The sequence below is a fragment of the Acidovorax sp. BoFeN1 genome (assembly GCF_003345135.1).
GTDB classification, from domain to species: Bacteria; Pseudomonadota; Gammaproteobacteria; order Burkholderiales; family Burkholderiaceae_C; genus Acidovorax; species Acidovorax defluvii.
In genome coordinates this window covers 1-18,919 of record NZ_QOZT01000032.1, presented here as the reverse complement: position 1 = coordinate 18,919, position 18,919 = coordinate 1, and the positions used below count along the sequence as shown (strand labels likewise).

The 18,919-nt window shown below is 61.8% G+C and carries 19 protein-coding genes and 2 tRNA genes; 4 read left to right on the top strand and 17 right to left on the bottom strand.

Features of this window, described 5'->3' with window-relative positions:
- On the bottom strand, positions 1-693 hold the full coding sequence (gene rpiA, locus DTW89_RS09425) for a ribose-5-phosphate isomerase RpiA (protein WP_114655748.1): 693 nt from the start codon (positions 691-693) through the stop codon (positions 1-3).
- Between the two features lie 38 nt (positions 694-731).
- Here rpiA and DTW89_RS09420 point away from each other — a divergent pair, with 38 nt between their 5' ends.
- Positions 732-1,814: a quinone-dependent dihydroorotate dehydrogenase gene (locus DTW89_RS09420; protein WP_114655747.1), complete on the top strand. Its 1,083-nt coding sequence runs from the start codon at positions 732-734 to the stop codon at positions 1,812-1,814.
- Between the two features lie 63 nt (positions 1,815-1,877).
- Here DTW89_RS09420 and DTW89_RS09415 read toward each other — a convergent pair whose 3' ends face one another.
- From DTW89_RS09415 to uvrB, 15 genes are all read right to left on the bottom strand, one after another.
- Positions 1,878-2,186 (bottom strand): hypothetical protein, encoded by a 309-nt coding sequence (locus tag DTW89_RS09415; RefSeq protein ID WP_024815043.1) that lies wholly within the window; start codon positions 2,184-2,186, stop codon positions 1,878-1,880.
- The gene (locus tag DTW89_RS09410; RefSeq protein ID WP_114655746.1) at positions 2,183-2,578 is read right to left on the bottom strand and encodes a phage holin family protein; all 396 of its coding nucleotides are present in this window, start codon (positions 2,576-2,578) and stop codon (positions 2,183-2,185) included. The genes DTW89_RS09415 and DTW89_RS09410 overlap by 4 nt, the downstream gene beginning before the upstream one ends.
- Before the next feature lie 39 nt (positions 2,579-2,617).
- Positions 2,618-2,920 (bottom strand): DUF883 family protein, encoded by a 303-nt coding sequence (locus DTW89_RS09405; RefSeq protein WP_024815041.1) that lies wholly within the window; start codon positions 2,918-2,920, stop codon positions 2,618-2,620.
- A 141-nt stretch (positions 2,921-3,061) separates the two neighbouring features.
- Positions 3,062-4,159 (bottom strand): NAD(P)/FAD-dependent oxidoreductase, encoded by a 1,098-nt coding sequence (locus DTW89_RS09400; protein ID WP_114655745.1) that lies wholly within the window; start codon positions 4,157-4,159, stop codon positions 3,062-3,064.
- Positions 4,160-4,434: 275 nt separating this feature from the next.
- A tRNA-Val gene (locus tag DTW89_RS09395) sits at positions 4,435-4,509 on the bottom strand.
- 43 nt (positions 4,510-4,552) lie between these two features.
- Positions 4,553-4,627 (bottom strand) — tRNA-Val (locus tag DTW89_RS09390).
- 37 nt (positions 4,628-4,664) lie between these two features.
- Entirely contained in the window at positions 4,665-5,378 is a 714-nt protein-coding gene (dnaQ, locus tag DTW89_RS09385; RefSeq protein WP_114655758.1) for a DNA polymerase III subunit epsilon, read from the bottom strand.
- Positions 5,379-5,450: 72 nt separating this feature from the next.
- Positions 5,451-5,789, bottom strand: coding sequence for an ISC system 2Fe-2S type ferredoxin (fdx, locus tag DTW89_RS09380; protein ID WP_024815039.1), 339 nt, complete (start codon positions 5,787-5,789; stop codon positions 5,451-5,453).
- Positions 5,790-5,895: 106 nt separating this feature from the next.
- A complete protein-coding gene (gene hscA / locus DTW89_RS09375; RefSeq protein WP_114655744.1) occupies positions 5,896-7,767 on the bottom strand; it encodes a Fe-S protein assembly chaperone HscA in 1,872 nt (623 codons plus the stop codon).
- 67 nt (positions 7,768-7,834) lie between these two features.
- Positions 7,835-8,353 carry a Fe-S protein assembly co-chaperone HscB gene (gene hscB / locus DTW89_RS09370; protein WP_111866675.1) on the bottom strand — a complete coding sequence of 173 codons (519 nt, stop codon included), beginning with the start codon at positions 8,351-8,353 and terminating at the stop codon, positions 7,835-7,837.
- Between the two features lie 83 nt (positions 8,354-8,436).
- A complete protein-coding gene (iscA, locus tag DTW89_RS09365) occupies positions 8,437-8,760 on the bottom strand; it encodes an iron-sulfur cluster assembly protein IscA (RefSeq protein ID WP_024815036.1) in 324 nt (107 codons plus the stop codon).
- Positions 8,761-8,762: 2 nt separating this feature from the next.
- On the bottom strand, positions 8,763-9,164 hold the full coding sequence (iscU, locus tag DTW89_RS09360; protein ID WP_024815035.1) for a Fe-S cluster assembly scaffold IscU: 402 nt from the start codon (positions 9,162-9,164) through the stop codon (positions 8,763-8,765).
- 29 nt (positions 9,165-9,193) lie between these two features.
- Positions 9,194-10,414 carry an IscS subfamily cysteine desulfurase gene (locus DTW89_RS09355; protein WP_114655743.1) on the bottom strand — a complete coding sequence of 407 codons (1,221 nt, stop codon included), beginning with the start codon at positions 10,412-10,414 and terminating at the stop codon, positions 9,194-9,196.
- Between the two features lie 100 nt (positions 10,415-10,514).
- Complete coding sequence (gene iscR, locus DTW89_RS09350; protein ID WP_024815033.1) at positions 10,515-11,051, bottom strand: Fe-S cluster assembly transcriptional regulator IscR; 537 nt, start codon at positions 11,049-11,051, stop codon at positions 10,515-10,517.
- A 242-nt stretch (positions 11,052-11,293) separates the two neighbouring features.
- The gene (uvrB, locus tag DTW89_RS09345; RefSeq protein WP_114655742.1) at positions 11,294-13,384 is read right to left on the bottom strand and encodes an excinuclease ABC subunit UvrB; all 2,091 of its coding nucleotides are present in this window, start codon (positions 13,382-13,384) and stop codon (positions 11,294-11,296) included.
- A 105-nt stretch (positions 13,385-13,489) separates the two neighbouring features.
- Between uvrB and DTW89_RS09340 the strand changes: the two genes are divergently transcribed.
- The 3 genes from DTW89_RS09340 (at position 13,490) to DTW89_RS09330 (ending at position 16,445) form a co-directional block, all read left to right on the top strand.
- Positions 13,490-14,686, top strand: coding sequence for an amino acid aminotransferase (locus DTW89_RS09340; RefSeq protein ID WP_114655741.1), 1,197 nt, complete (start codon positions 13,490-13,492; stop codon positions 14,684-14,686).
- Between the two features lie 127 nt (positions 14,687-14,813).
- Positions 14,814-15,698, top strand: coding sequence for a CoA transferase (locus tag DTW89_RS09335; protein WP_114655740.1), 885 nt, complete (start codon positions 14,814-14,816; stop codon positions 15,696-15,698).
- A 30-nt stretch (positions 15,699-15,728) separates the two neighbouring features.
- Complete coding sequence (locus tag DTW89_RS09330; RefSeq protein ID WP_114655739.1) at positions 15,729-16,445, top strand: cold shock and DUF1294 domain-containing protein; 717 nt, start codon at positions 15,729-15,731, stop codon at positions 16,443-16,445.
- Between the two features lie 49 nt (positions 16,446-16,494).
- Here DTW89_RS09330 and DTW89_RS09325 read toward each other — a convergent pair whose 3' ends face one another.
- On the bottom strand, positions 16,495-18,882 hold the full coding sequence (locus DTW89_RS09325; RefSeq protein ID WP_114655738.1) for a YgiQ family radical SAM protein: 2,388 nt from the start codon (positions 18,880-18,882) through the stop codon (positions 16,495-16,497).
- Positions 18,883-18,919: the final 37 nt, after the last annotated feature.

Here is an 18,919-nt window from a genome sequence, read left to right as displayed (position 1 = left end):
TCAGTAGGTGAAGGTCTTTACCACACCCTGCGCTGTACCCAGAAGGCACACCGATGCCTTCTGGTGCGCAAACACTCCCACCGTCACCACCCCCGGCCACTGATTCACTTCAGATTCGAACGCCAGTGGGTCGGCGATGGTAAGGCCCGTCACATCCAGAATCTGCTGCCCGTTGTCCGTGAGCAGTGGTTGTCCATCTTTCATGCGCACCCGCGCCGCGCCACCCAGCGCGGCAAATCGCCGCGTGATGTGATGCGCCGCCATGGGAATCACCTCGACTGGCAACGGAAAGCGGCCCAGGGCCGCCACCAGTTTGGACTCATCGACGATGCAGACAAAGCGGCTGGCCAGGGCGGCCACGATCTTTTCGCGTGTCAGTGCAGCGCCCCCTCCCTTGACCATATAGCCGTGGTCGTCGATCTCGTCGGCACCGTCGATATACACCGCTAGCGACTCCACCTCGTTGGCATCGAACACCGGGATTCCCAGCGCCTTGAGCCGCTCGGTGCTGGCCACCGAGCTGGACACCGCGCCCCGAATCTGGTCCTTCATGCCGGCCAGTGCATCAATGAATTTGTTGACCGTGGAGCCCGTTCCAACGCCCACAATGCCGCCAGGCACCACGTATTGCAGGGCCGCCTGGCCTACCAGGGCCTTGAGTTCGTCTTGGGTCAGAGGGTGTGAAGTCGTCATGGGGGAGAATCAGAGGGTAATTGTCGAATTATCCCTCCATGTCCCTGATCCCCTACGCACTCACCCGCCCCCTTCTTTTTGGCATGGATGCCGAAGCTGCCCACGAACTCACCATGGACATGCTGGCGCGCGGACAGCGCACGCCGCTGCAGTGGGCCTGGTGCAATGAGACGGTGGATGACCCCATCGAGCTGGCCGGACTGACCTTTCCCAACCGCGTGGGCCTGGCTGCAGGCCTGGACAAAAATGCCCGCTGCATCGATGCCCTGGGCGCCATGGGCTTCGGGTTTGTCGAGGTAGGCACCGTCACGCCCAAGGCACAACCTGGCAACCCCAAACCACGCATGTTCCGCCTGCCCGAGGCACGGGCACTGATCAACCGTCTGGGCTTCAACAACGATGGCCTGGACGCATTTCTCCACAACGTGCAACAGGCACGCTTTCGCACGCTCCCGCGCAAGCACCCCATGCTGCTGGGACTGAATATTGGAAAAAACGCCAGTACGCCCATCGAAAACGCCACCAGCGATTACCTGACCTGTCTGGAGGGCGTGTATCCGCACGCGGACTACGTCACGGTGAATATCAGTTCACCGAACACGCAAAACCTGCGCGCACTGCAAAGTGACGCAGCACTCGACAGCCTGCTGGGCGCCATTGCCGAGCGCCGTGAAGCCCTGACCGAGCAATACAGCCAGACCGATGGCAGGGGCGCAACAAAGCCCCGCCGGGTTCCCATCTTCGTCAAGATCGCCCCCGATCTTGACGAAGCGCAAGTGTCGGTGATTGCGGCCACCCTTCAACGCCACGGCATGGATGGCGTTGTCGCCACCAACACCACAATCAGTCGGGAAGCCGTCAAAGGAATGCCCCATGCCAGTGAAATGGGCGGGCTCAGCGGTGCACCAGTGCTCGAATCCAGCAACCAGGTCATCCGGCAGCTTCGCTCAGCGCTGGGAAGCCGCTTTCCGATCATCGGAGTGGGCGGCATCATGAGTGCAGAAGATGCACTCAGCAAGATTCGTGCGGGAGCAGATGTGGTTCAAATCTACACCGGCCTGATTTACGAAGGCCCTTCGCTCGTCTCGAAAGCAGCACGCGCTATCAAGGCGATGGGCTGACAGGCAGCCTGACCAGCAGCATCATGCGGATAGACGAAGCCATCACTGGCTCCGTCTTTTGGGTCAGCGCCGCAGGCGCATCACGAGAGGTAGCACGACCCCCGCCCACCGGATCAGTCGGCGTGGGCCGGCTGCAATCGCTACGCCTGCCAGGGCGGCCACGGCGGCAGGGTGTTGGCGGGTAAAGGCAATTGCGCGTGCCAGCAGCGGCGCATCTGCGTCGTCCCCCGCCGATACCTCGGCCAGGGCCTGGGACTGGATTCGGGCAGCGCGGCGCGCACGCAAGCGCTCCCGCTGCACGGCAATGCGTTCCAGCACCCGTTGTTGTGCCTGTGTTGCGTGTACAGGCAATGCCTGTTCAGAAGAACTCACAAGCGCTCCTTGATATCACGCCAGTCTTGCGACAATTCGCGCCGAGTGAGGGCAAAGCCACTGCCTGTGCTGCGCGCCACCGAAACGAGTTTGATGATGGCTGCGCACCAGGCCACCAGCCATACGCCAGCGACCACCCAAGCGACCATCACGCGGTGCGGCGTGTCCCAGAACTGCACCAGTATGGCGATCGACACCAGCACCAGGGTCACTACAGTAAGCCCGGTTACAGCAATCAACAGCACCAGCATTTGCTGCAGGCGCTGCTTTTGGTCGAGCCACTCGAGGCGCGCCAGTTCCAGCCGGTCTTCAGCGGCTATGGCACCTTCAATGACATTCGCACGCCACCGCGCCACAAAGGCTTCAAGCCCAAGCAAGGAAAGCCAGTTCATACAAACCCTCCCTGCAACGGTGCGATGACCTGACAACGATCAGCGGCGCGCAAGCAAAAAGCCTACCAAAGCCCCTACCGCCAGCGCTGCGCTGGCTACGCGCCAAGGCTCATCATGTGCATAACGATCGGCAGCAAGTGCCGCATCCTTGGCCTGGCGGGCAGCTTCCTGTGCGGCGCGCACTGCCGATTCACGCACCGAATGCATGCCGTCATCCAGACGCTGGCGAAGCACCTTGATCTCGGGAAAGGCGTCCAGATCCCTGCTGGCCAACAAGCCGCGCAGATCGGAAACCAGTTTTTCGAGTTCGCCCTGGGTGGTGGTGGTGTCAGAAGCAGTCATACATCCCTTTCATTGCAATAAGTGAGCAGCCATGCAGCACAGATGTTGCGCCGGCATAAGGACCATCTTAGCGACATGCCCAAAAACCTTTCATATCGCTTGGTCGCAAAACGTTACCAACAGACAAAACCTTAACGCAGGTCAAACCAAGTGACGCACATGGTCAGCGATGGCCAGTGCGCTGGTGAGGCCCGGAGACTCGATGCCAAAAAGATTCACCAGCCCTGGCACGCCATGGTCTCGCGGCCCCTGGATCAGAAAGTCCGCCGCGGGCGCACTGGCGCCATGAATCTTGGGGCGGATACCGGCATAGCCCGGTGCCAGCGCTCCGTCGCGCAAGTCAGGCCAGTATTTGCGTACTTCGGCGTAAAAGGCGTCACCCCGCGCCGGGTCGACCAGCAGGTCATCGGCCGAATCCACCCATTGCACATCCGGACCGAACTTGGCCTGCCCACCCAGATCCAGCGTCAGGTGTACCCCCAGGCCTGCCGCCTCTGGCACCGGGTAGATCAGGTGGCTAAAGGGGGCCTTTCCAGTCAGCGTGAAGTAACTGCCCTTGGCGAAGTGCGCTGCAGGAACATGGCGTGCGTCGAGCCCGGAGAACTGCCGGGCCAGGGACGGCGCATGCAACCCCGCGGCATTGACCACCGTGCGGGCTTGCAGCCGCGTGCCATCCTTAGCTTCTAAAAAAATAGCATCTTGCGCACACTTGGCAAGGGCTAGAGGCGAATTTAATGCCACAAGCCCCCCGGCATGCTCCAGATCACCTTGCAGGGCGAGCATGAGTGCGTGGCTGTCCACGATCCCTGTGCTGGGTGAATGCAGCGCCGCCACGCATTCAAGGGCGGGCTCCAACGCCCTGGCTGCATCGTGATCCAGCCACTGCAGATCCAGAACACCATTTGCCGCAGCACGCGCCTGAATCGACCGAAGGCCTGCCAACTGCTCCGGCGAAGTCGCCACCAGCAGCTTGCCGCAGCGGCGATGCGGCACGCCGTGGGCGGCGCAATAGGCGTACAAAAGATCACGGCCCTGAACGCACAGGCGAGCCTTGAGCGAGCCCGTGGGGTAATACAACCCGGCATGAATGACTTCGCTGTTGCGCGAACTGGTGCCCGTGCCAATGGCGTCCGCCGCCTCCAGCACCATCACCTCCCGCCCTTGCAGCGCCAGCGTGCGGGCCACGGCAAGGCCCACAACTCCCGCCCCCACCACTACGCAATCGACCTGGTCTGTCATCTTTGTGGTCCTTTGTTCAAGACAAGCAGCCTACTTTAAAGGCTGGCGCAGGGCGCTTTTGAAAAGCGACTCCCCAAAATTGTCACCCCCAACGGCTGCAACATCGAAAGCTCGCACGCAGCGGGTTGGCGCAGGCCACCACAGCCAGCACCGGCATTGCCTGAATGCGCATGTGCACCGAAGCCGGTCAAGATATTGTCTGTGTGCCCGATGGGAACGAGCCAAAGAAAAAGGGCCTGACATTTCTGCCAAGCCCTTGATTTCATTCGAAAAACTGGTGGGTGATACATGGATCGAACATGTGACCCCTGCCGTGTGAAGGCAGTGCTCTACCGCTGAGCTAATCACCCGTCGCACACCCCATTACAGGAATTGCGATGCTGTCAACAGACTTGGTGGGTGATACATGGATCGAACATGTGACCCCTGCCGTGTGAAGGCAGTGCTCTACCGCTGAGCTAATCACCCTTGTCGCTGTGACAGCCTTCAATTATGGCACAGCTTTTCAGACTGTCTGAGCGGATCGCCAAATTGTTTTGCCACCACTGGCCTTGTCGATCTGTGTCAAGACTTCACTGTGGGCCTGGGCTTCCTGCTCGCTGGCCTGGATCACGGCCAGGGTGAAGCTGCGCAGGTCGATCGGAACAAAATCGGCACAACCGCCGCCTTCCTGCGCATCGTCGATGATCAAGAGTGCATCCTGGCCCCGCGTGAGGTTGATGTACACGTCGGCAAGCAGCTCGGCATCGAGCAAGGCGCCGTGCAGCGTGCGGCTGGAGTTGTCCACACCCAAGCGGTCACACAATGCGTCAAGCGAATTGCGTTTGCCAGGATAGAGCTCCTTGGCCATGGCCAGGGTGTCGGTAACGCTGTCAACAAAGCTGCGAAACGCGGGGCGCCCCGCCAGTTCCAGCTCCTTGTTCAGGAAACTCACGTCAAACGCCGCGTTGTGGATGATGATCTCGGCGCCCTGCAGATAATCAAGCAACTCATCCGCCACGGCTGCAAACTTGGGCTTGTCCTTCAGGAACTCGTTGCTGATGCCGTGCACCCTTAGCGCGTCCTCGTGGCTGTCGCGCTCAGGGTTCAGGTAAAAATGCTTGTTGTTGCCCGTGAGCTTGCGTGCCACGAGCTCCACGCAGCCAATTTCAATGATGCGGTCGCCCCCTTCGGCGGACAGACCGGTGGTTTCCGTATCGAGAACTATCTGGCGTGACATCAGGCCTCCCGAGGTGCGCGCGCTGCGCGGCGCTGGGCATTCATGCGGCGCTGCCAATGAGCACGGTGCATTTCAGTGGTTTTCCTTGGCATGGTTGATGGAATATTTGGGAATCTCCACCACCAAGTCTTTCTGCGCGATGATCGCCTGGCACGAGAGGCGCGACTGGGGTTCCAGCCCCCAGGCGCGGTCGAGCAAATCCTCTTCTTCTTCCTCAGCCTCGTTGAGCGAGTCGATGCCCGCGCGCACAATGACGTGGCAGGTGGTGCACGCACAGCTCATGTCGCAGGCATGCTCGATGTTGATGTGGTTTTCCAGCAGCGCTTCGCAGATGGACGTGCCCGCAGGTGCATTGATCTCGGCGCCAGAGGGGCAATATTCAGGATGGGGCAGTATCTTGATGACGGGCATGGCGTCGCTTTTATAGACAGGTCTTGCACAACCGGTGCCGCATCCCCACGGGATACTTCGCCAAAATCAGCGACTGGACACCTGCGTTGATGCAGACCATGGTGGGTTAAAGGGTTTGCACGTTTTTTCCGGCCAGGGCCTGCCGAATGCCGCGGTTCATGCGCTGCGCGGCAAAGGCTTCTGTGCCCTTGGCAAGGGCCTGGGTGGCTGCTTCAATGACGGCAGCATCGTCGCAATCGCGCTGCGTGGCCAAAGCCGCCATCAAGGCATCGATATCGGCGCGCTCTGACGCAGACAACACGTCGCCATCGGAGTCAAGGGCGCTCTGGGTGGCAATCAGCATGCGATCGGCATCCACGCGCGCCTCCACCACGGCCCGTGCGTGCATGTCCTGCGCTGCGGTGGCAAAACCATCCTGCAGCATCCGGGCGATCTGGTCGTCCGACAGGCCGTAGGAAGGCTTCACATCAATCCGGGCCTCTACACCACTGCCCTGCTCTCTGGCATTCACGCTCAAAAGGCCATCGGCATCGACCGTGAAGGTAACGCGGATACGGGCCGCGCCTGCCGCCATGGGCGGGATGCCACGCAATTCAAACCGCGCAAGGCTGCGGCAATCCTGCACCAGATCGCGCTCACCCTGCACCACATGGATGGCCAGTGCCGTCTGGCCGTCCTTGTAGGTGGTGAAATCCTGCGCCTTGGCGGTAGGAATGGTTTCATTGCGGGCCACGATGCGCTCTACCAAGCCACCCATGGTCTCAATACCCAGCGAGAGGGGAATCACGTCGAGCAGCAACAAATCTCCCGCCGTGTTGTTGCCCGCCAGCTGGTTGGCCTGAATGGCGGCTCCCAGTGCAACCACCTCATCCGGGTTGAGATTGGTCAGGGGTTCCTTGCCAAAAAACTCGGCTGCTGCGCGCTGCACCTGGGGCATGCGGGTGGAGCCGCCCACCATGACTACGCCCTGCACGTCATCGCGCACAAGCTTGGCATCGCGCATCACGCGGCGCACAGCGGCCATTGAGCGAGCGGTCAACTCGGCGGTAACCGCTTCAAAATCTGATTTTTTTACATCAAAATGCACTCTTCCGCCCGTCAAATCAGCGGTAAGCGCTACCATTTCAGTAGCTGTCAATGCCTCTTTGCAGGCTCTGGCTGCCATACGGATGGCGGCCTTGTCGTCGGGGGTGTCGGCGGTCAGACCCTGCTGCTGAAGCACCCAGTTGGCAAGCGCCGCGTCATAGTCGTCGCCGCCCAAAGCAGAATCGCCACCCGTGGCGATCACTTCAAAAACACCTTGCGTCAGACGCAAAACCGAAATGTCGAAGGTTCCACCGCCCAGGTCGTAAACGGCATAGACGCCTTCGCTGGCGTTATCAAGGCCATAGGCAATGGCCGCCGCGGTGGGCTCATTGATCAGGCGCAGCAGATGGATTCCCGCCAGCTTGGCCGCATCCTTGGTGGCCTGGCGCTGGGCGTCATCGAAATAAGCCGGCACAGTAATGACCGCACCGTACAGATCGTCATTGAAGGTGTCTTCGGCGCGGTAACGCAGCGTGGCCAATATCTCGGCACTGATTTCGACCGGTGACTTGATGCCACCCGCCGTCACCACACTGACCATGCCACCAGCGTTGTTGCCGGGGTTGTGGACAAACTCGTAGGGCAGCTCTTCTGCCTGCGCCACGTCCTGCAGGCCGCGGCCCATGAAGCGCTTGGCCGAGGCAATAGTGTTGCGGGCATCACTGGACTGTGCCGCCACCGCATCGTAGCCAATCTGCCGCCCACCCTGCTCCAGGTAACGCACCACAGAAGGCAACAGGACACGCCCTTCATCATCGGGCAGGCACTCGGCCACGCCGTTGCGCACAGCGGCCACCAGTGAATGCGTGGTGCCCAAATCAATGCCAACCGCGATGCGCCGCTGGTGCGGATCCGGGGATTGCCCGGGTTCGGAAATCTGCAAAAGCGCCATGGAAATTCTGTGTTCTACGTAATGAAGCCCCGCCCCGCGGAAAATGCCTCGAAAAGGGGTTGTGCCTCTATTGTCCCAGTTGATCCCGACGACGCTCGATATCGTCGGCAAATCGCGCAATGAACATGAGGGCTCTGACCTGCCGCGCGGCACCGGCATAGTCTGCCTGCTGATCGAGCAATTGTCCGCACAGGGCCAGCGCTTCGCCACGTGCCTGCTGCACACCCTCATCCAGGGCGTCCAGCTCGGCTGCCGACCGCGCTTCCTCCAGCGATTCGCGCCATTCCATCTGTTGAATCAAAAAGGCTGTCGGCATGGCCGTGTTGTCTTCGGCCTGAATGGGCGCGCCATGCAGTTCGCACAGGTAGGCGGCGCGGCGCATCGGGTCTTTCAGGCGCTGATAGGCCTCGTTGATGCGAACCGACCATTGCATGGCCACACGCTGGGCTGCGGCCCCTTGTGCGGCAAATTTATCAGGGTGCGCCTCGCGCTGCAGCTCTTTCCAGCGTGCATCCAGTGCCGCCCGGTCCTGGGCGAAGCGTTGCGGCACGCCAAACAGTTCAAAATCGTCAGATTGCAGATTCATGCCCACACCAGGTCACACCGGATCAATAAAAAACCGCCAGCACAGAGTGCGATGGCGGTTGGATGGCAGCGCAGCAGAAGGCTTCAAACCCGAAAACTCTCTCCACAGCCACAGCGGTCCCGTTCATTGGGATTGTTGAACTTGAAGCCTTCGTTCAGGCCTTCACGCACAAAATCCAGCTCGGTACCGTCAATGTAGGCCAGGCTCTTGGGATCAATCAGCACCTTGACGCCGTGGTTCTCGAAAACGATGTCTTCCGGCTCGGAATCGTCCACATATTCGAGCTTGTATGCCAGTCCGGAGCATCCGGTGGTTTTTACCCCCAGGCGCACACCCAAACCCTTGCCGCGGCGCGCAAGGTAACGGGTGACGTGCCGGGCAGCCGCTTCAGTCAGCGTGATGGCCATGGTCAGACTGCAGCCACCGCGCTGTTGTGCTTGGCCTTGTAGTCGTTTACCGCCGCCTTGATGGCGTCTTCGGCCAGGATGGAGCAGTGGATTTTGACGGGCGGCAGGGCCAGCTCTTCGGCAATTTCGCTGTTTTTCAGCGCTGCCGCTTCGTCCAGCGTTTTGCCTTTCACCCATTCGGTCACAAGCGAGGACGAGGCAATGGCCGAACCGCAGCCGTAGGTCTTGAAGCGCGCATCTTCGATCACCCCGGTTTCAGGGTTCACCTTGATCTGCAGCTTCATCACGTCGCCGCAAGCGGGTGCGCCCACCATGCCGGTGCCCACCGAATCATCACCTTTGTCGAACGAGCCCACATTGCGGGGGTTTTCGTAATGGTCAACCACTTTGTCTGAGTAAGCCATGATGTGTACCTCTTCAATTCTTCAGGGATTCAGTGTGCAGCCCATTGGATGGTGCTGATGTCGATGCCGTCCTTGTACATCTCCCACAAGGGACTGAGCTCACGCAATCGGGCCACGTTTTCACGGATGGTGCCAATGGCGTAATCGATCTCTTCTTCGGTGGTGAAACGGCCGATGGTCATGCGCAGGCTGCTGTGCGCCAGTTCGTCGCTGCGGCCCAGGGCGCGCAAGACATAGCTGGGTTCCAGGCTGGCAGAAGTGCAAGCCGAGCCCGACGACACGGCCAGGCCCTTGATACCCATGATCAGGGATTCGCCCTCGACGAAGTTGAAGCTCATGTTCAAGTTCTGCGGTACCCGACGCTCCAGGCTGCCATTGATAAACACCTGTTCGATGTCCTTCAAGCCATCCAGCAGGCGCTGCTGCAGCGCCTTGGCCTTGGCATTGCTCTCGGCCATTTCTTCCTTGGCGATGCGAAAGGCCTCGCCCATGCCCACGATCTGGTGCGTAGGCAGCGTGCCCGAGCGCATGCCGCGCTCATGGCCACCGCCGTGCATCTGCGCTTCCAGGCGCACACGGGGCTTGCGGCGCACAAACAAGGCGCCCACGCCCTTGGGGCCATAGGTCTTGTGGGCGGTCATGCTCATCAGATCAATGGGCAACACATTCATGTCGATCTCGACTCGGCCCGTAGCCTGCGCGGCATCCACGTGCAGCAGGATGCCTTTTTCGCGGCACAACGCACCAATGGCCGGAATGTCCTGGATCACGCCGATTTCGTTGTTCACGAACAGGATGCTGATCAGGATGGTGTCGGGACGAATGGCAGCCTTCAGGGCATCCATGTTCACCAGTCCATCTTCCTGGACATCCAGGTAAGTCACATCAAACCCCTGGCGCTCCAGCTCGCGCATGGTGTCCAGCACGGCCTTGTGTTCGGTCTTGAGGGTGATGAGGTGCTTGCCCTTGCCCTGGTAGAAGTGGGCAGCGCCCTTCAAGGCCAGGTTGATGGACTCAGTGGCACCGCTGGTCCAGACGATTTCGCGGGGGTCTGCACCAATCAGATCGGCCACTTGCACACGCGCCTTCTCCACCGCCTCTTCGGCTTCCCAGCCCCAGGCGTGGCTGCGGGATGCCGGGTTGCCAAAGTGCTCGCGCAGCCATGGGATCATGGCATCCACAACGCGTGAATCGACCGGAGTGGTGGCGCCGTAATCGAGATAAATGGGGAAATGCGGGGTCATGTCCATGGCTGGCTCAGTAAAAGTTTCTGGCTGGCAACAAAAAGCTATGCAATCAAAATCGTTCAGGGCGCGGCTGGCCCCAGGACCGAAACAGGTGGCAATCAGCTCAGGATTTTGCGAACACGTTACCCAGTGCAAAGACCGAGTTGGGTGCGTTCACGCGGATGGGCTTGACCACTGGTGTGGTCGAAATGGCGCGCCGTGCCATGGGCTTGTCCTCAATCTGAACTCCCTTGGCAAGCTGCTCGTCCACCAGTTTCTGCAGCGTGACGGAATCCAGAAATTCCACCATGCGCTGGTTGAGCGAAGCCCAAAGTTCGTGCGTCATGCAGCGTCCGGCTTCGCCCAGGCAATTTTCCTTGCCACCACACTGCGTGGCATCAATGGGTTCGTCCACCGACACAATGATGTCTGCCACCGTGATGTCACCGGCCTTGCGGGCCAGCGTGTAGCCGCCGCCTGGGCCACGGGTCGATTCGACGAGCTCGTGGCGACGCAGCTTGCCAAAGAGTTGCTCCAGGTACGACAGCGAAATCTGCTGCCGCTGGCTGATGGCCGCCAGAGTGACGGGACCATTGTTCTGGCGCAAAGCCAGGTCAATCATGGCGGTGACCGCAAAACGGCCTTTGGTTGTGAGACGCATCGCAAGCTCCTTGTGTAGGCTTGTTCGTTATAAATACTGCTGACACTGGCAAATGCACTGCGTCAGCACCGTCTCCGCCCCTTACCCCCGTTCAGCCTTCTGATGCGGGGCCCTTCATCGTTGGGCTCTGTTCTTGAGTGTTTTGTGAGAGTATAACACAAATCCCTATCGAATTTGTCGGGTTAAAAAACCAACAAGTCACTATTCCACTGTTTGGTTTTTTCGCCTCGGAGTGACGGACATCAAAGAGCGATCGAATCACTGCCATGCGCACCAAAGGCCTGATCCTTGAGTCGCGTCAATTGGTCTCGCACCCGCGCTGCCTGCTCGAACTCCAGATTGCGCGCGTGCTCCAGCATGAGCTTTTCGAGCCGTTTGATCTCCCGCGCCACATCTTTCTCTGACATGTCTTCCACCTGCGCACGCTGCATGGCTTCCTGCTCCAGCCGCTCAGCATCTTTGCCCGCCTTCTCGCTGTAAACGCCGTCAATCAGGTCTCTTACCCGCTTGACAATGCTGCGCGGCGTGATTCCGTGGGCCTCGTTGTGTGCGATCTGCTTGATGCGTCGGCGTTCCGTCTCGCCCATGGCTTTTTTCATGGACTCGGTGATGCGATCTGCATACAGGATGGCGCGGCCGTTGAGATTGCGCGCCGCGCGGCCAATAGTCTGGATCAGGCTGCGCTCTGCACGCAGGAAGCCTTCCTTGTCCGCATCGAGGATGGCCACCAGCGACACCTCGGGAATGTCGAGCCCTTCGCGCAGCAGATTGATACCCACAAGCACATCAAACGCGCCCAGGCGCAGGTCACGAATGATCTCCACGCGCTCCACCGTGTCCACATCGCTGTGCAGGTAGCGCACCTTCACGCCGTTGTCGGTGAGGTAGTCGGTCAGCTGCTCTGCCATGCGCTTGGTGAGCGTGGTGATGAGTACGCGCTCGTGCTTTTCTGCGCGAATGCGTATTTCTTGAAGCACATCATCCACCTGGTGCGTGGCCGGGCGCACCTCAACCACCGGGTCCACCAGGCCTGTGGGCCGCACCACCTGGTCCACGATCTGGCCTGAGTGCGTCTTTTCGTAGTCGGCGGGTGTGGCCGATACAAAAATGACCTGCCGCATGCGCTGCTCGAACTCCTCAAACTTCAGCGGCCGGTTGTCCAGCGCCGAAGGCAGGCGAAAACCATATTCGACCAGCGTGGTCTTGCGCGAGCGATCGCCGCTGTACATGGCGTTGAGCTGGCCAATCATCTGGTGGCTCTCGTCCAGGAACATGATGGCGTTCTTGGGCATGTAGTCGGTCAGCGTGCTGGGTGGGTCGCCCGGCGCGGCGCCCGACAGGTGGCGCGTGTAGTTTTCAATACCCTTGCAGTGCCCCACTTCGCTGAGCATTTCCAGATCAAACCGCGTGCGCTGCTCCAGGCGCTGGGCCTCCACCAGCTTGCCGTCGGCCACCAGTTGCTTCAGTCGTTCGGCCAGTTCTACCTTGATGGTCTCTACCGCCCCCAGCACCTTGTCGCGCGGCGTCACATAGTGGCTGCTGGGGTACACCGTAAAACGCGGAATCTTCTGCTTGACGCGGCCCGTGAGCGGGTCAAACAGCTGCAGGCTCTCCACTTCGTCATCAAACAGCTCGATGCGGATGGCCAGCTCGGAATGCTCTGCCGGGAATACGTCGATGGTGTCGCCGCGCACGCGGAACTTGCCCCGGCTGAAATCCGCCTCATTGCGCTGGTATTGCATGCGGATAAGCTGGGCAATCACGTCCCGCTGGCCCAGCTTGTCGCCGGTGCGCAGCGTCATCACCATGCGGTGGTAGCTTTCGGGCTCGCCAATACCGTAGATGGCCGACACCGTGGCCACAATCACCACATCGCGCCGCTCCATGAGGCTCTTGGTGCAACTGAGCCGCATTTGCTCGATGTGCTCGTTGATGGCGCTGTCTTTCTCGATGAACAGGTCGCGCTGGGGCACATAGGCCTCGGGCTGGTAGTAGTCGTAGTAGCTCACAAAGTACTCGACCGCGTTCTTGGGGAAGAACTCTCGAAATTCGCTGTACAGCTGCGCGGCCAGCGTCTTGTTGGGCGCAAAGATGATGGCCGGGCGCCCCATGCGGGCAATCACATTGGCCATGGTGAAGGTCTTACCCGAGCCCGTCACGCCCAGCAGCGTCTGAAAGGTCTCGCCGTCGTTCAGCCCCTCCACCAGCTTGTTGATGGCCTCAGGCTGGTCGCCCGCAGGCGGGTACGGCTGGAACAGCTCGAACGGCGAATCGGGGAAACGGACGAACTCGCCGTCGTGCTTTTCGGTGATGACTTCTGTGATATCCGGCATGGGGGCGGTCAACAATGGGAGTTAGCGGGCCGTTAAAATCAGCCCAACCCGGCACAGTACACCACGCCCGGATTCTTCGCTACTGACAACCTTTCAAGGATTTTCATGTCTCTTTTCACCGCCGTCGAAATGGCCCCCCGCGACCCCATCCTGGGCCTCAACGAGCAATTCAACGCCGACACCAACCCCAACAAGGTCAACCTGGGTGTTGGCGTTTATTTCGACGACAACGGCAAGCTGCCCCTGCTGCAATGCGTGCAGGCCGCCGAAAAGACCATGATGTCCACGCCTACCGCACGCGGCTACCTGCCTATCGACGGCATCGTGGCCTATGACAACGCCGTCAAGAGCCTGGTGTTCGGTGCCGACAGCGAGCCCGTGCAGTCAGGCCGCGTGGCCACCGTGCAGGCCATTGGCGGCACTGGCGGCCTGAAGATTGGCGCCGACTTCCTGAAGAAACTCAGCCCCGACGCCAAGGTACTGATCTCGGACCCCAGCTGGGAAAACCACCGTGCGCTGTTTACCAACGCCGGTTTCGAAGTGGGCACCTATGCTTACTACGACGCCGAAAAGCGCGGCGTCAACTTTGACGGCTTTCTGGCCAGCCTGAACGCAGCCGCGCCCGGCACCATCGTGGTGCTGCACGCTTGCTGCCACAACCCCACCGGCTACGACATCACGCCCGCGCAGTGGGACCAGGTCATCGCCGCCGTCAAGGCCAAGAACCTCACGCCTTTCCTCGACATGGCCTACCAGGGCTTCGGCCACGGCATCGCCGAAGACGGCGCCGTGATCGGCAAGTTTGTGGCCGCTGGCCTCAACTTCTTTGTCTCTACCTCGTTCAGCAAGAGCTTCAGCCTGTATGGCGAGCGCGTGGGCGGCCTGTCGGTGCTGTGCGCCGACAAGGAAGAAGCCGGCCGCGTGCTGAGCCAGCTCAAGATCGTCATCCGCACCAACTACTCCAACCCGCCCATCCACGGCGGTGCCGTGGTGGCCGCCGTGCTGAACAACCCCGAGCTGCGCGCGATGTGGGAAAAAGAGCTGGGTGAAATGCGCGTGCGCATCAAGGCCATGCGCCAAAAGCTCGTCGATGGCCTGAAGGCCGCTGGCGTGAAGCAGGACATGTCCTTCATCACGCAGCAGATCGGCATGTTCAGCTACTCGGGCCTCACCAAGGACCAGATGGTGCGCCTGCGCAGCGAGTTCGGCGTGTATGGCACCGACACCGGCCGCATGTGCGTGGCTGCGCTCAACAGCAAGAACATCGATTACGTCTGCCAGGCCATTGCCAAGGTGATGTAAGCGCTACAGTGGCGCTGCCCCCAAGCCGCCCCCGGGCGGCTTTTTTATGGTCAAAAGCGGCCCTGGCGACCGTCCGCAAAGCGCTAGCAGCTATTTAATATATAGCACTCAACGGAGACCCCATCCCATGACGCCCCTTCGCCCACTGCAAGGCACCCGCATCCTGAGCCTGGCGCTCAACCTGCCCGGTCCTGCCGCCCTGCTGCGCTGCGCGCACCTGGGGGCAGAGTGCACCAAGCTCGAACCCCTGCCAGCGCCCGGCCACACCAGCGCAGACCCCATGGGCATCTACAGCCCGGCGGCCTATGGCGAGCTGCACCAGGGCGTGCGCGTGCTGCACGCCCAGCTCAAGACCGACGAAGGCCAGGCCGCGCTGCACGCCGAGCTGGCACGCACCGACGTGCTGATCACCTCCTTTCGCCCCTCGGCGCTGGTCAAGCTGGGGCTGGGCTGGGAGGCGCTGCAGGCGCGCTACCCGCGCCTTTCGCTGGTGCGCATCGTGGGCGCGCTGGGCGAGCGTGCCGAAGAACCCGGCCACGACCTCACCTACCAGGCCGAGGCCGGGCTGCTGACCGGCCCGCAGGTGCCGCCCACGCTGTTTGCCGACATGGCAGGCGCGCTGATGGCGAGCGAAGCCGTGCTGCAGGCCCTGCTGGCGCGCGGCCAGCAGGGCGCGGGCGTGTGCATCGACGTGGGCCTGGCCGAAGCCGCGCAGTGGTTGGCCCTGCCCTTGCACTGGGGCCTGACCACCCCGCAGGGCGACGTGGGCGGCGCACACGCGGGCTACCGCATTTACCCCTGCCAGGATGGCCGCGTGGCCGTGGCTGCGCTGGAGCCCCACTTCGCCGCCCGCCTGTGCGAGGCCGCGGGCCTGCCTGCCGCAGGCACCATGGAGCACCTGCGCAACCCCGCCACGCACGAGGCCATTGCCCGCTTCCTGAAGGGTCAGACCCGCGCGCAGCTCAACGCACTGGCGCACGCCAAAGACATTCCGCTGCACACCCTGGCTTAGAACTTGTCCGTAGTCGGGCAACGCAAACCCATGCCAAAGCAGGGAACCGTGGTGCGCTGGAATGCCGAGCGCGCCTTTGGCTTCATCCGCAGCCAGGGCTCGGCTGCCGATGTTTTCTTTCACATCCGTGACTTCCGGGGCACCACACCGCCGCGCGAAGGCCTGACCGTGGTCTTTGAAGAAATCCATGGGGGTGGCAAGGGCCCGCGCGCCATGGCGGTGCAGGCCGCAGGCGCGCAAAGCGCCCCATCTGGCAACCGTGGCAGCCAAGCCCGGCGTGCACGCCGCCCAGAACCAACCCGCACAGGCCACAGCACAGGCCGCACCGCAACAGCCGCGAGCACGCCACGCACGCGCCGCAAAACCGCCCCTGCCGCGCCTGCGGGAGCCGCCCTGGCCTATGGCCTGATGCTGGCGTGGGCGGCGTTGGTGGCCTGGGCCGTGTGGACGCGGCACCTGCCACTGTGGACCGTGGCGGCACTGGCGGGCTTGAACCTGGCCACGTTGTGGCTCTATGCGGCAGACAAAAACGCCGCACGCCGGGGCCAGTGGCGCATCGCAGAAAAGCAGCTGCACCTGCTGTCGCTGCTCGGCGGCTGGCCCGCCGCCTGGCTGGCCCAGCAAAATATGCGCCACAAATCCAGCAAGACCGCGTTTCGCGCGGTCTACTGGGCAACCATCGTGCTGCACTGGGCCGCGCTGGCAGGGTTTCTGCACTGGGTGGGCGCGTTCCAACCCTGGCTCTGATTGCGCAGCGCGCCAAGGCGCCGCGCTTTCACTACTGATTCAATAGCTATCAGCGCTTGCTGGTATTGGGCTTTTGCAGTTTTTTACCCTGAGTACCTGCCCGTGGCGGCAAGCCCGTGTGCTGGGTCAGGATCTGGCCCGGCTTGGGTCCCGCCTTGGATGACACCTTCTCAGTCACCATGGACGGAATGGTGAGGAAATTGTCTTTCTTGCGCGACGCGCAGCCGCCACCCGTGTTCAAGGGCTGGAAGGTCGGAATCAGGTGGTGCTTGCCGTTGCCAATGAGGTCGGCGCGGCCCATGCTTTTGAGCGCCTCGCGCAGCAGCGGCCAGTTGGCCGGGTCGTGGTAGCGCAAAAAGGCCTTGTGCAGGCGGCGGCGCTTTTCACCGCGCACCACGTCCACCTTTTCGCCACGTTCGTCACGGTGGATGCCCTTGAGCGGGTTGAGCCGGGTGTGGAACATGGTCGTGGCCGTGGCCATGGGGCTGGGGTAGAAGGTCTGCACCTGATCGGCCCGAAAGCCGTTCTTCTTGAGCCAGATGGCGAGGTTCATCATGTCCTCGTCACTGGTGCCGGGGTGGGCAGCAATGAAGTACGGGATCAGGAACTGCTTCTTGCCCGCCTCCGCCGTGTACTTCTCGAACATCACCTTGAACTTGTCGTAGTTGCCGATGCCCGGCTTCATCATCTTGGTGAGCGGGCCGGCCTCGGTGTGCTCGGGGGCGATCTTCAGGTAGCCGCCCACATGGTGCTGCACCAGTTCCTTCACATATTCGGGCGACTGGATGGCCAGGTCGTAGCGCAGGCCCGAGCCGATGAGGATCTTCTTCACGCCCTTGATCTCGCGGCCGCGCCGGTAAATCTTGATGAGCGGGTCGTGGTTGGTGGTGAGGTTCTGGCAGATGCCGGGGTAAACGCAGCTGGGCTTGCGGCAGGCGGCCTCGATCTCGGGCGTGCTGCAGCCCAGGCGGTACATGTTGGCCGTGGGGCCACCCAGGTCGGAGATGGTGCCGGTGAAGCCCTGCACCTTGTCGCGCACGTCCTCGATCTCGCGAATGATGGAGTCTTCCGAGCGGCTCTGGATGATGCGCCCCTCGTGCTCGGTGATCGAGCAAAAGGTGCAGCCACCGAAGCAGCCGCGCATGATGTTGATGGAAAAGCGGATCATCTCCCACGCCGGGATCTTGGTCGCGCCGTCGTGGCGGCCGCGCTCGTCTGCGTAGCGCGGGTGCGGGCTGCGCGCGTAGGGCAGGTCAAAGATGTAGTCCATCTCGGCCGTGGTGAGCGGGATGGGCGGCGGGTTGAGCCACACATCGCGCGCGGTGGTGCCCTCGCCGTGCGCCTGCACCATGGCGCGGGCGTTGCCGGGGTTGGTTTCGAGGTGCATCACACGGTTGGCATGGGCATAAAGCACTTCGTCGCTCTTGACCTGTTCGTAGCTGGGCAGGCGGATGACCGTGCGCTCCAGCGGCGGCAGCTTGCGCTTGCCCATCAACGCCGGGTTGGGCACAAAAGTGAGCTTGTGCGTGCCGTCGCTGGCAGGTTTTGCATCATTTTGGCCACTAGCCCTTGCTGGCTGTGCGCCATCAGCTATCGAAATAGTAGTATCCGGGCCGCTGCAGCTCCCGCCCGCTGCGGCGGCCTGCTCGCTGGTCGTCTGGTAGGGGTTGATGTGTGCTTCCACCGGGCCGGGCTGGTCCACCTCGGATGAGTCGATTTCAAACCAGCCCTCGGGCGTGGTGCGGCGCACAAAGGCGGTGCCGCGCACATCGGTGATGTTTTCGACCGGCTCGCGCGCCGCCAGGCGGTGCGCCACCTCGACCAGCGCACGCTCGGCGTTGCCATACAGCAGCAGGTCGCACTTGGCATCCACCACGATGGAACGGCGCACCTTGTCGCTCCAGTAGTCGTAATGCGCAATGCGGCGCAGACTGCCTTCGATGCCCCCGAGCACGATGGGCACCTCTTTATAGGCCTCGCGGCAGCGCTGGCTGTAGACGATGGCGGCGCGGTCGGGGCGGCGATTGCCTTCGGCGCCCGGGGTGTAGGCATCATCGCTGCGGATCTTGCGGTCGGCCGTGTAGCGATTGATCATCGAATCCATGTTCCCGGCCGTCACGCCCCAGAACAGGTTGGGCTTGCCCAGCGCCTTGAACGGCTCGGCACTTTGCCAGTCGGGCTGCGCAATGATGCCCACGCGGAAACCCTGGGCTTCGAGCGTGCGGCCAATCACGGCCATGCCAAAACTCGGGTGGTCCACGTAGGCGTCCCCGGTGACCAGAACGATGTCGCAACTGTCCCAGCCCAGCTGCTCCATCTCGGCGCGGCTCATGGGCAGGAACGGCGCCGTGCCGAACCGCTTGGCCCAGAACGGGCGGTAGCTGGTGATCGGCTTGGCCGCACGCGGAAACAGGGAGACGTCGACGAAGGCGTTCATGCGAGGGGGAAGTGCGGCCGCCCATGGGCGGGTGGGC

What these genes read in the sequence shown, in the direction of transcription:
- hscB (WP_111866675.1), bottom strand. Translation starts at nt 8,353, where the DNA reads ATGAATCTGCAATCTGACGATTTTGAACTGTTTGGCGTGCCGCAACGC.
- uvrB (WP_114655742.1), bottom strand. Translation starts at nt 13,384, where the DNA reads ATGCCGGATATCACAGAAGTCATCACCGAAAAGCACGACGGCGAGTTC.
- iscR (WP_024815033.1), bottom strand. Translation starts at nt 11,051, where the DNA reads ATGCGTCTCACAACCAAAGGCCGTTTTGCGGTCACCGCCATGATTGAC.
- fdx (WP_024815039.1), bottom strand. Translation starts at nt 5,789, where the DNA reads ATGCCCGTCATCAAGATACTGCCCCATCCTGAATATTGCCCCTCTGGC.
- DTW89_RS09330 (WP_114655739.1), top strand. Translation starts at nt 15,729, where the DNA reads ATGCCAAAGCAGGGAACCGTGGTGCGCTGGAATGCCGAGCGCGCCTTT.
- iscA (WP_024815036.1), bottom strand. Translation starts at nt 8,760, where the DNA reads ATGGCCATCACGCTGACTGAAGCGGCTGCCCGGCACGTCACCCGTTAC.
- DTW89_RS09410 (WP_114655746.1), bottom strand. Translation starts at nt 2,578, where the DNA reads ATGAACTGGCTTTCCTTGCTTGGGCTTGAAGCCTTTGTGGCGCGGTGG.
- DTW89_RS09325 (WP_114655738.1), bottom strand. Translation starts at nt 18,882, where the DNA reads ATGAACGCCTTCGTCGACGTCTCCCTGTTTCCGCGTGCGGCCAAGCCG.
- DTW89_RS09405 (WP_024815041.1), bottom strand. Translation starts at nt 2,920, where the DNA reads ATGACTGCTTCTGACACCACCACCACCCAGGGCGAACTCGAAAAACTG.
- DTW89_RS09340 (WP_114655741.1), top strand. Translation starts at nt 13,490, where the DNA reads ATGTCTCTTTTCACCGCCGTCGAAATGGCCCCCCGCGACCCCATCCTG.
- hscA (WP_114655744.1), bottom strand. Translation starts at nt 7,767, where the DNA reads ATGGCGCTTTTGCAGATTTCCGAACCCGGGCAATCCCCGGATCCGCAC.
- dnaQ (WP_114655758.1), bottom strand. Translation starts at nt 5,378, where the DNA reads ATGTCACGCCAGATAGTTCTCGATACGGAAACCACCGGTCTGTCCGCC.
- DTW89_RS09355 (WP_114655743.1), bottom strand. Translation starts at nt 10,414, where the DNA reads ATGGACATGACCCCGCATTTCCCCATTTATCTCGATTACGGCGCCACC.
- DTW89_RS09335 (WP_114655740.1), top strand. Translation starts at nt 14,814, where the DNA reads ATGACGCCCCTTCGCCCACTGCAAGGCACCCGCATCCTGAGCCTGGCG.
- iscU (WP_024815035.1), bottom strand. Translation starts at nt 9,164, where the DNA reads ATGGCTTACTCAGACAAAGTGGTTGACCATTACGAAAACCCCCGCAAT.
- rpiA (WP_114655748.1), bottom strand. Translation starts at nt 693, where the DNA reads ATGACGACTTCACACCCTCTGACCCAAGACGAACTCAAGGCCCTGGTA.
- DTW89_RS09400 (WP_114655745.1), bottom strand. Translation starts at nt 4,159, where the DNA reads ATGACAGACCAGGTCGATTGCGTAGTGGTGGGGGCGGGAGTTGTGGGC.
- DTW89_RS09420 (WP_114655747.1), top strand. Translation starts at nt 732, where the DNA reads ATGTCCCTGATCCCCTACGCACTCACCCGCCCCCTTCTTTTTGGCATG.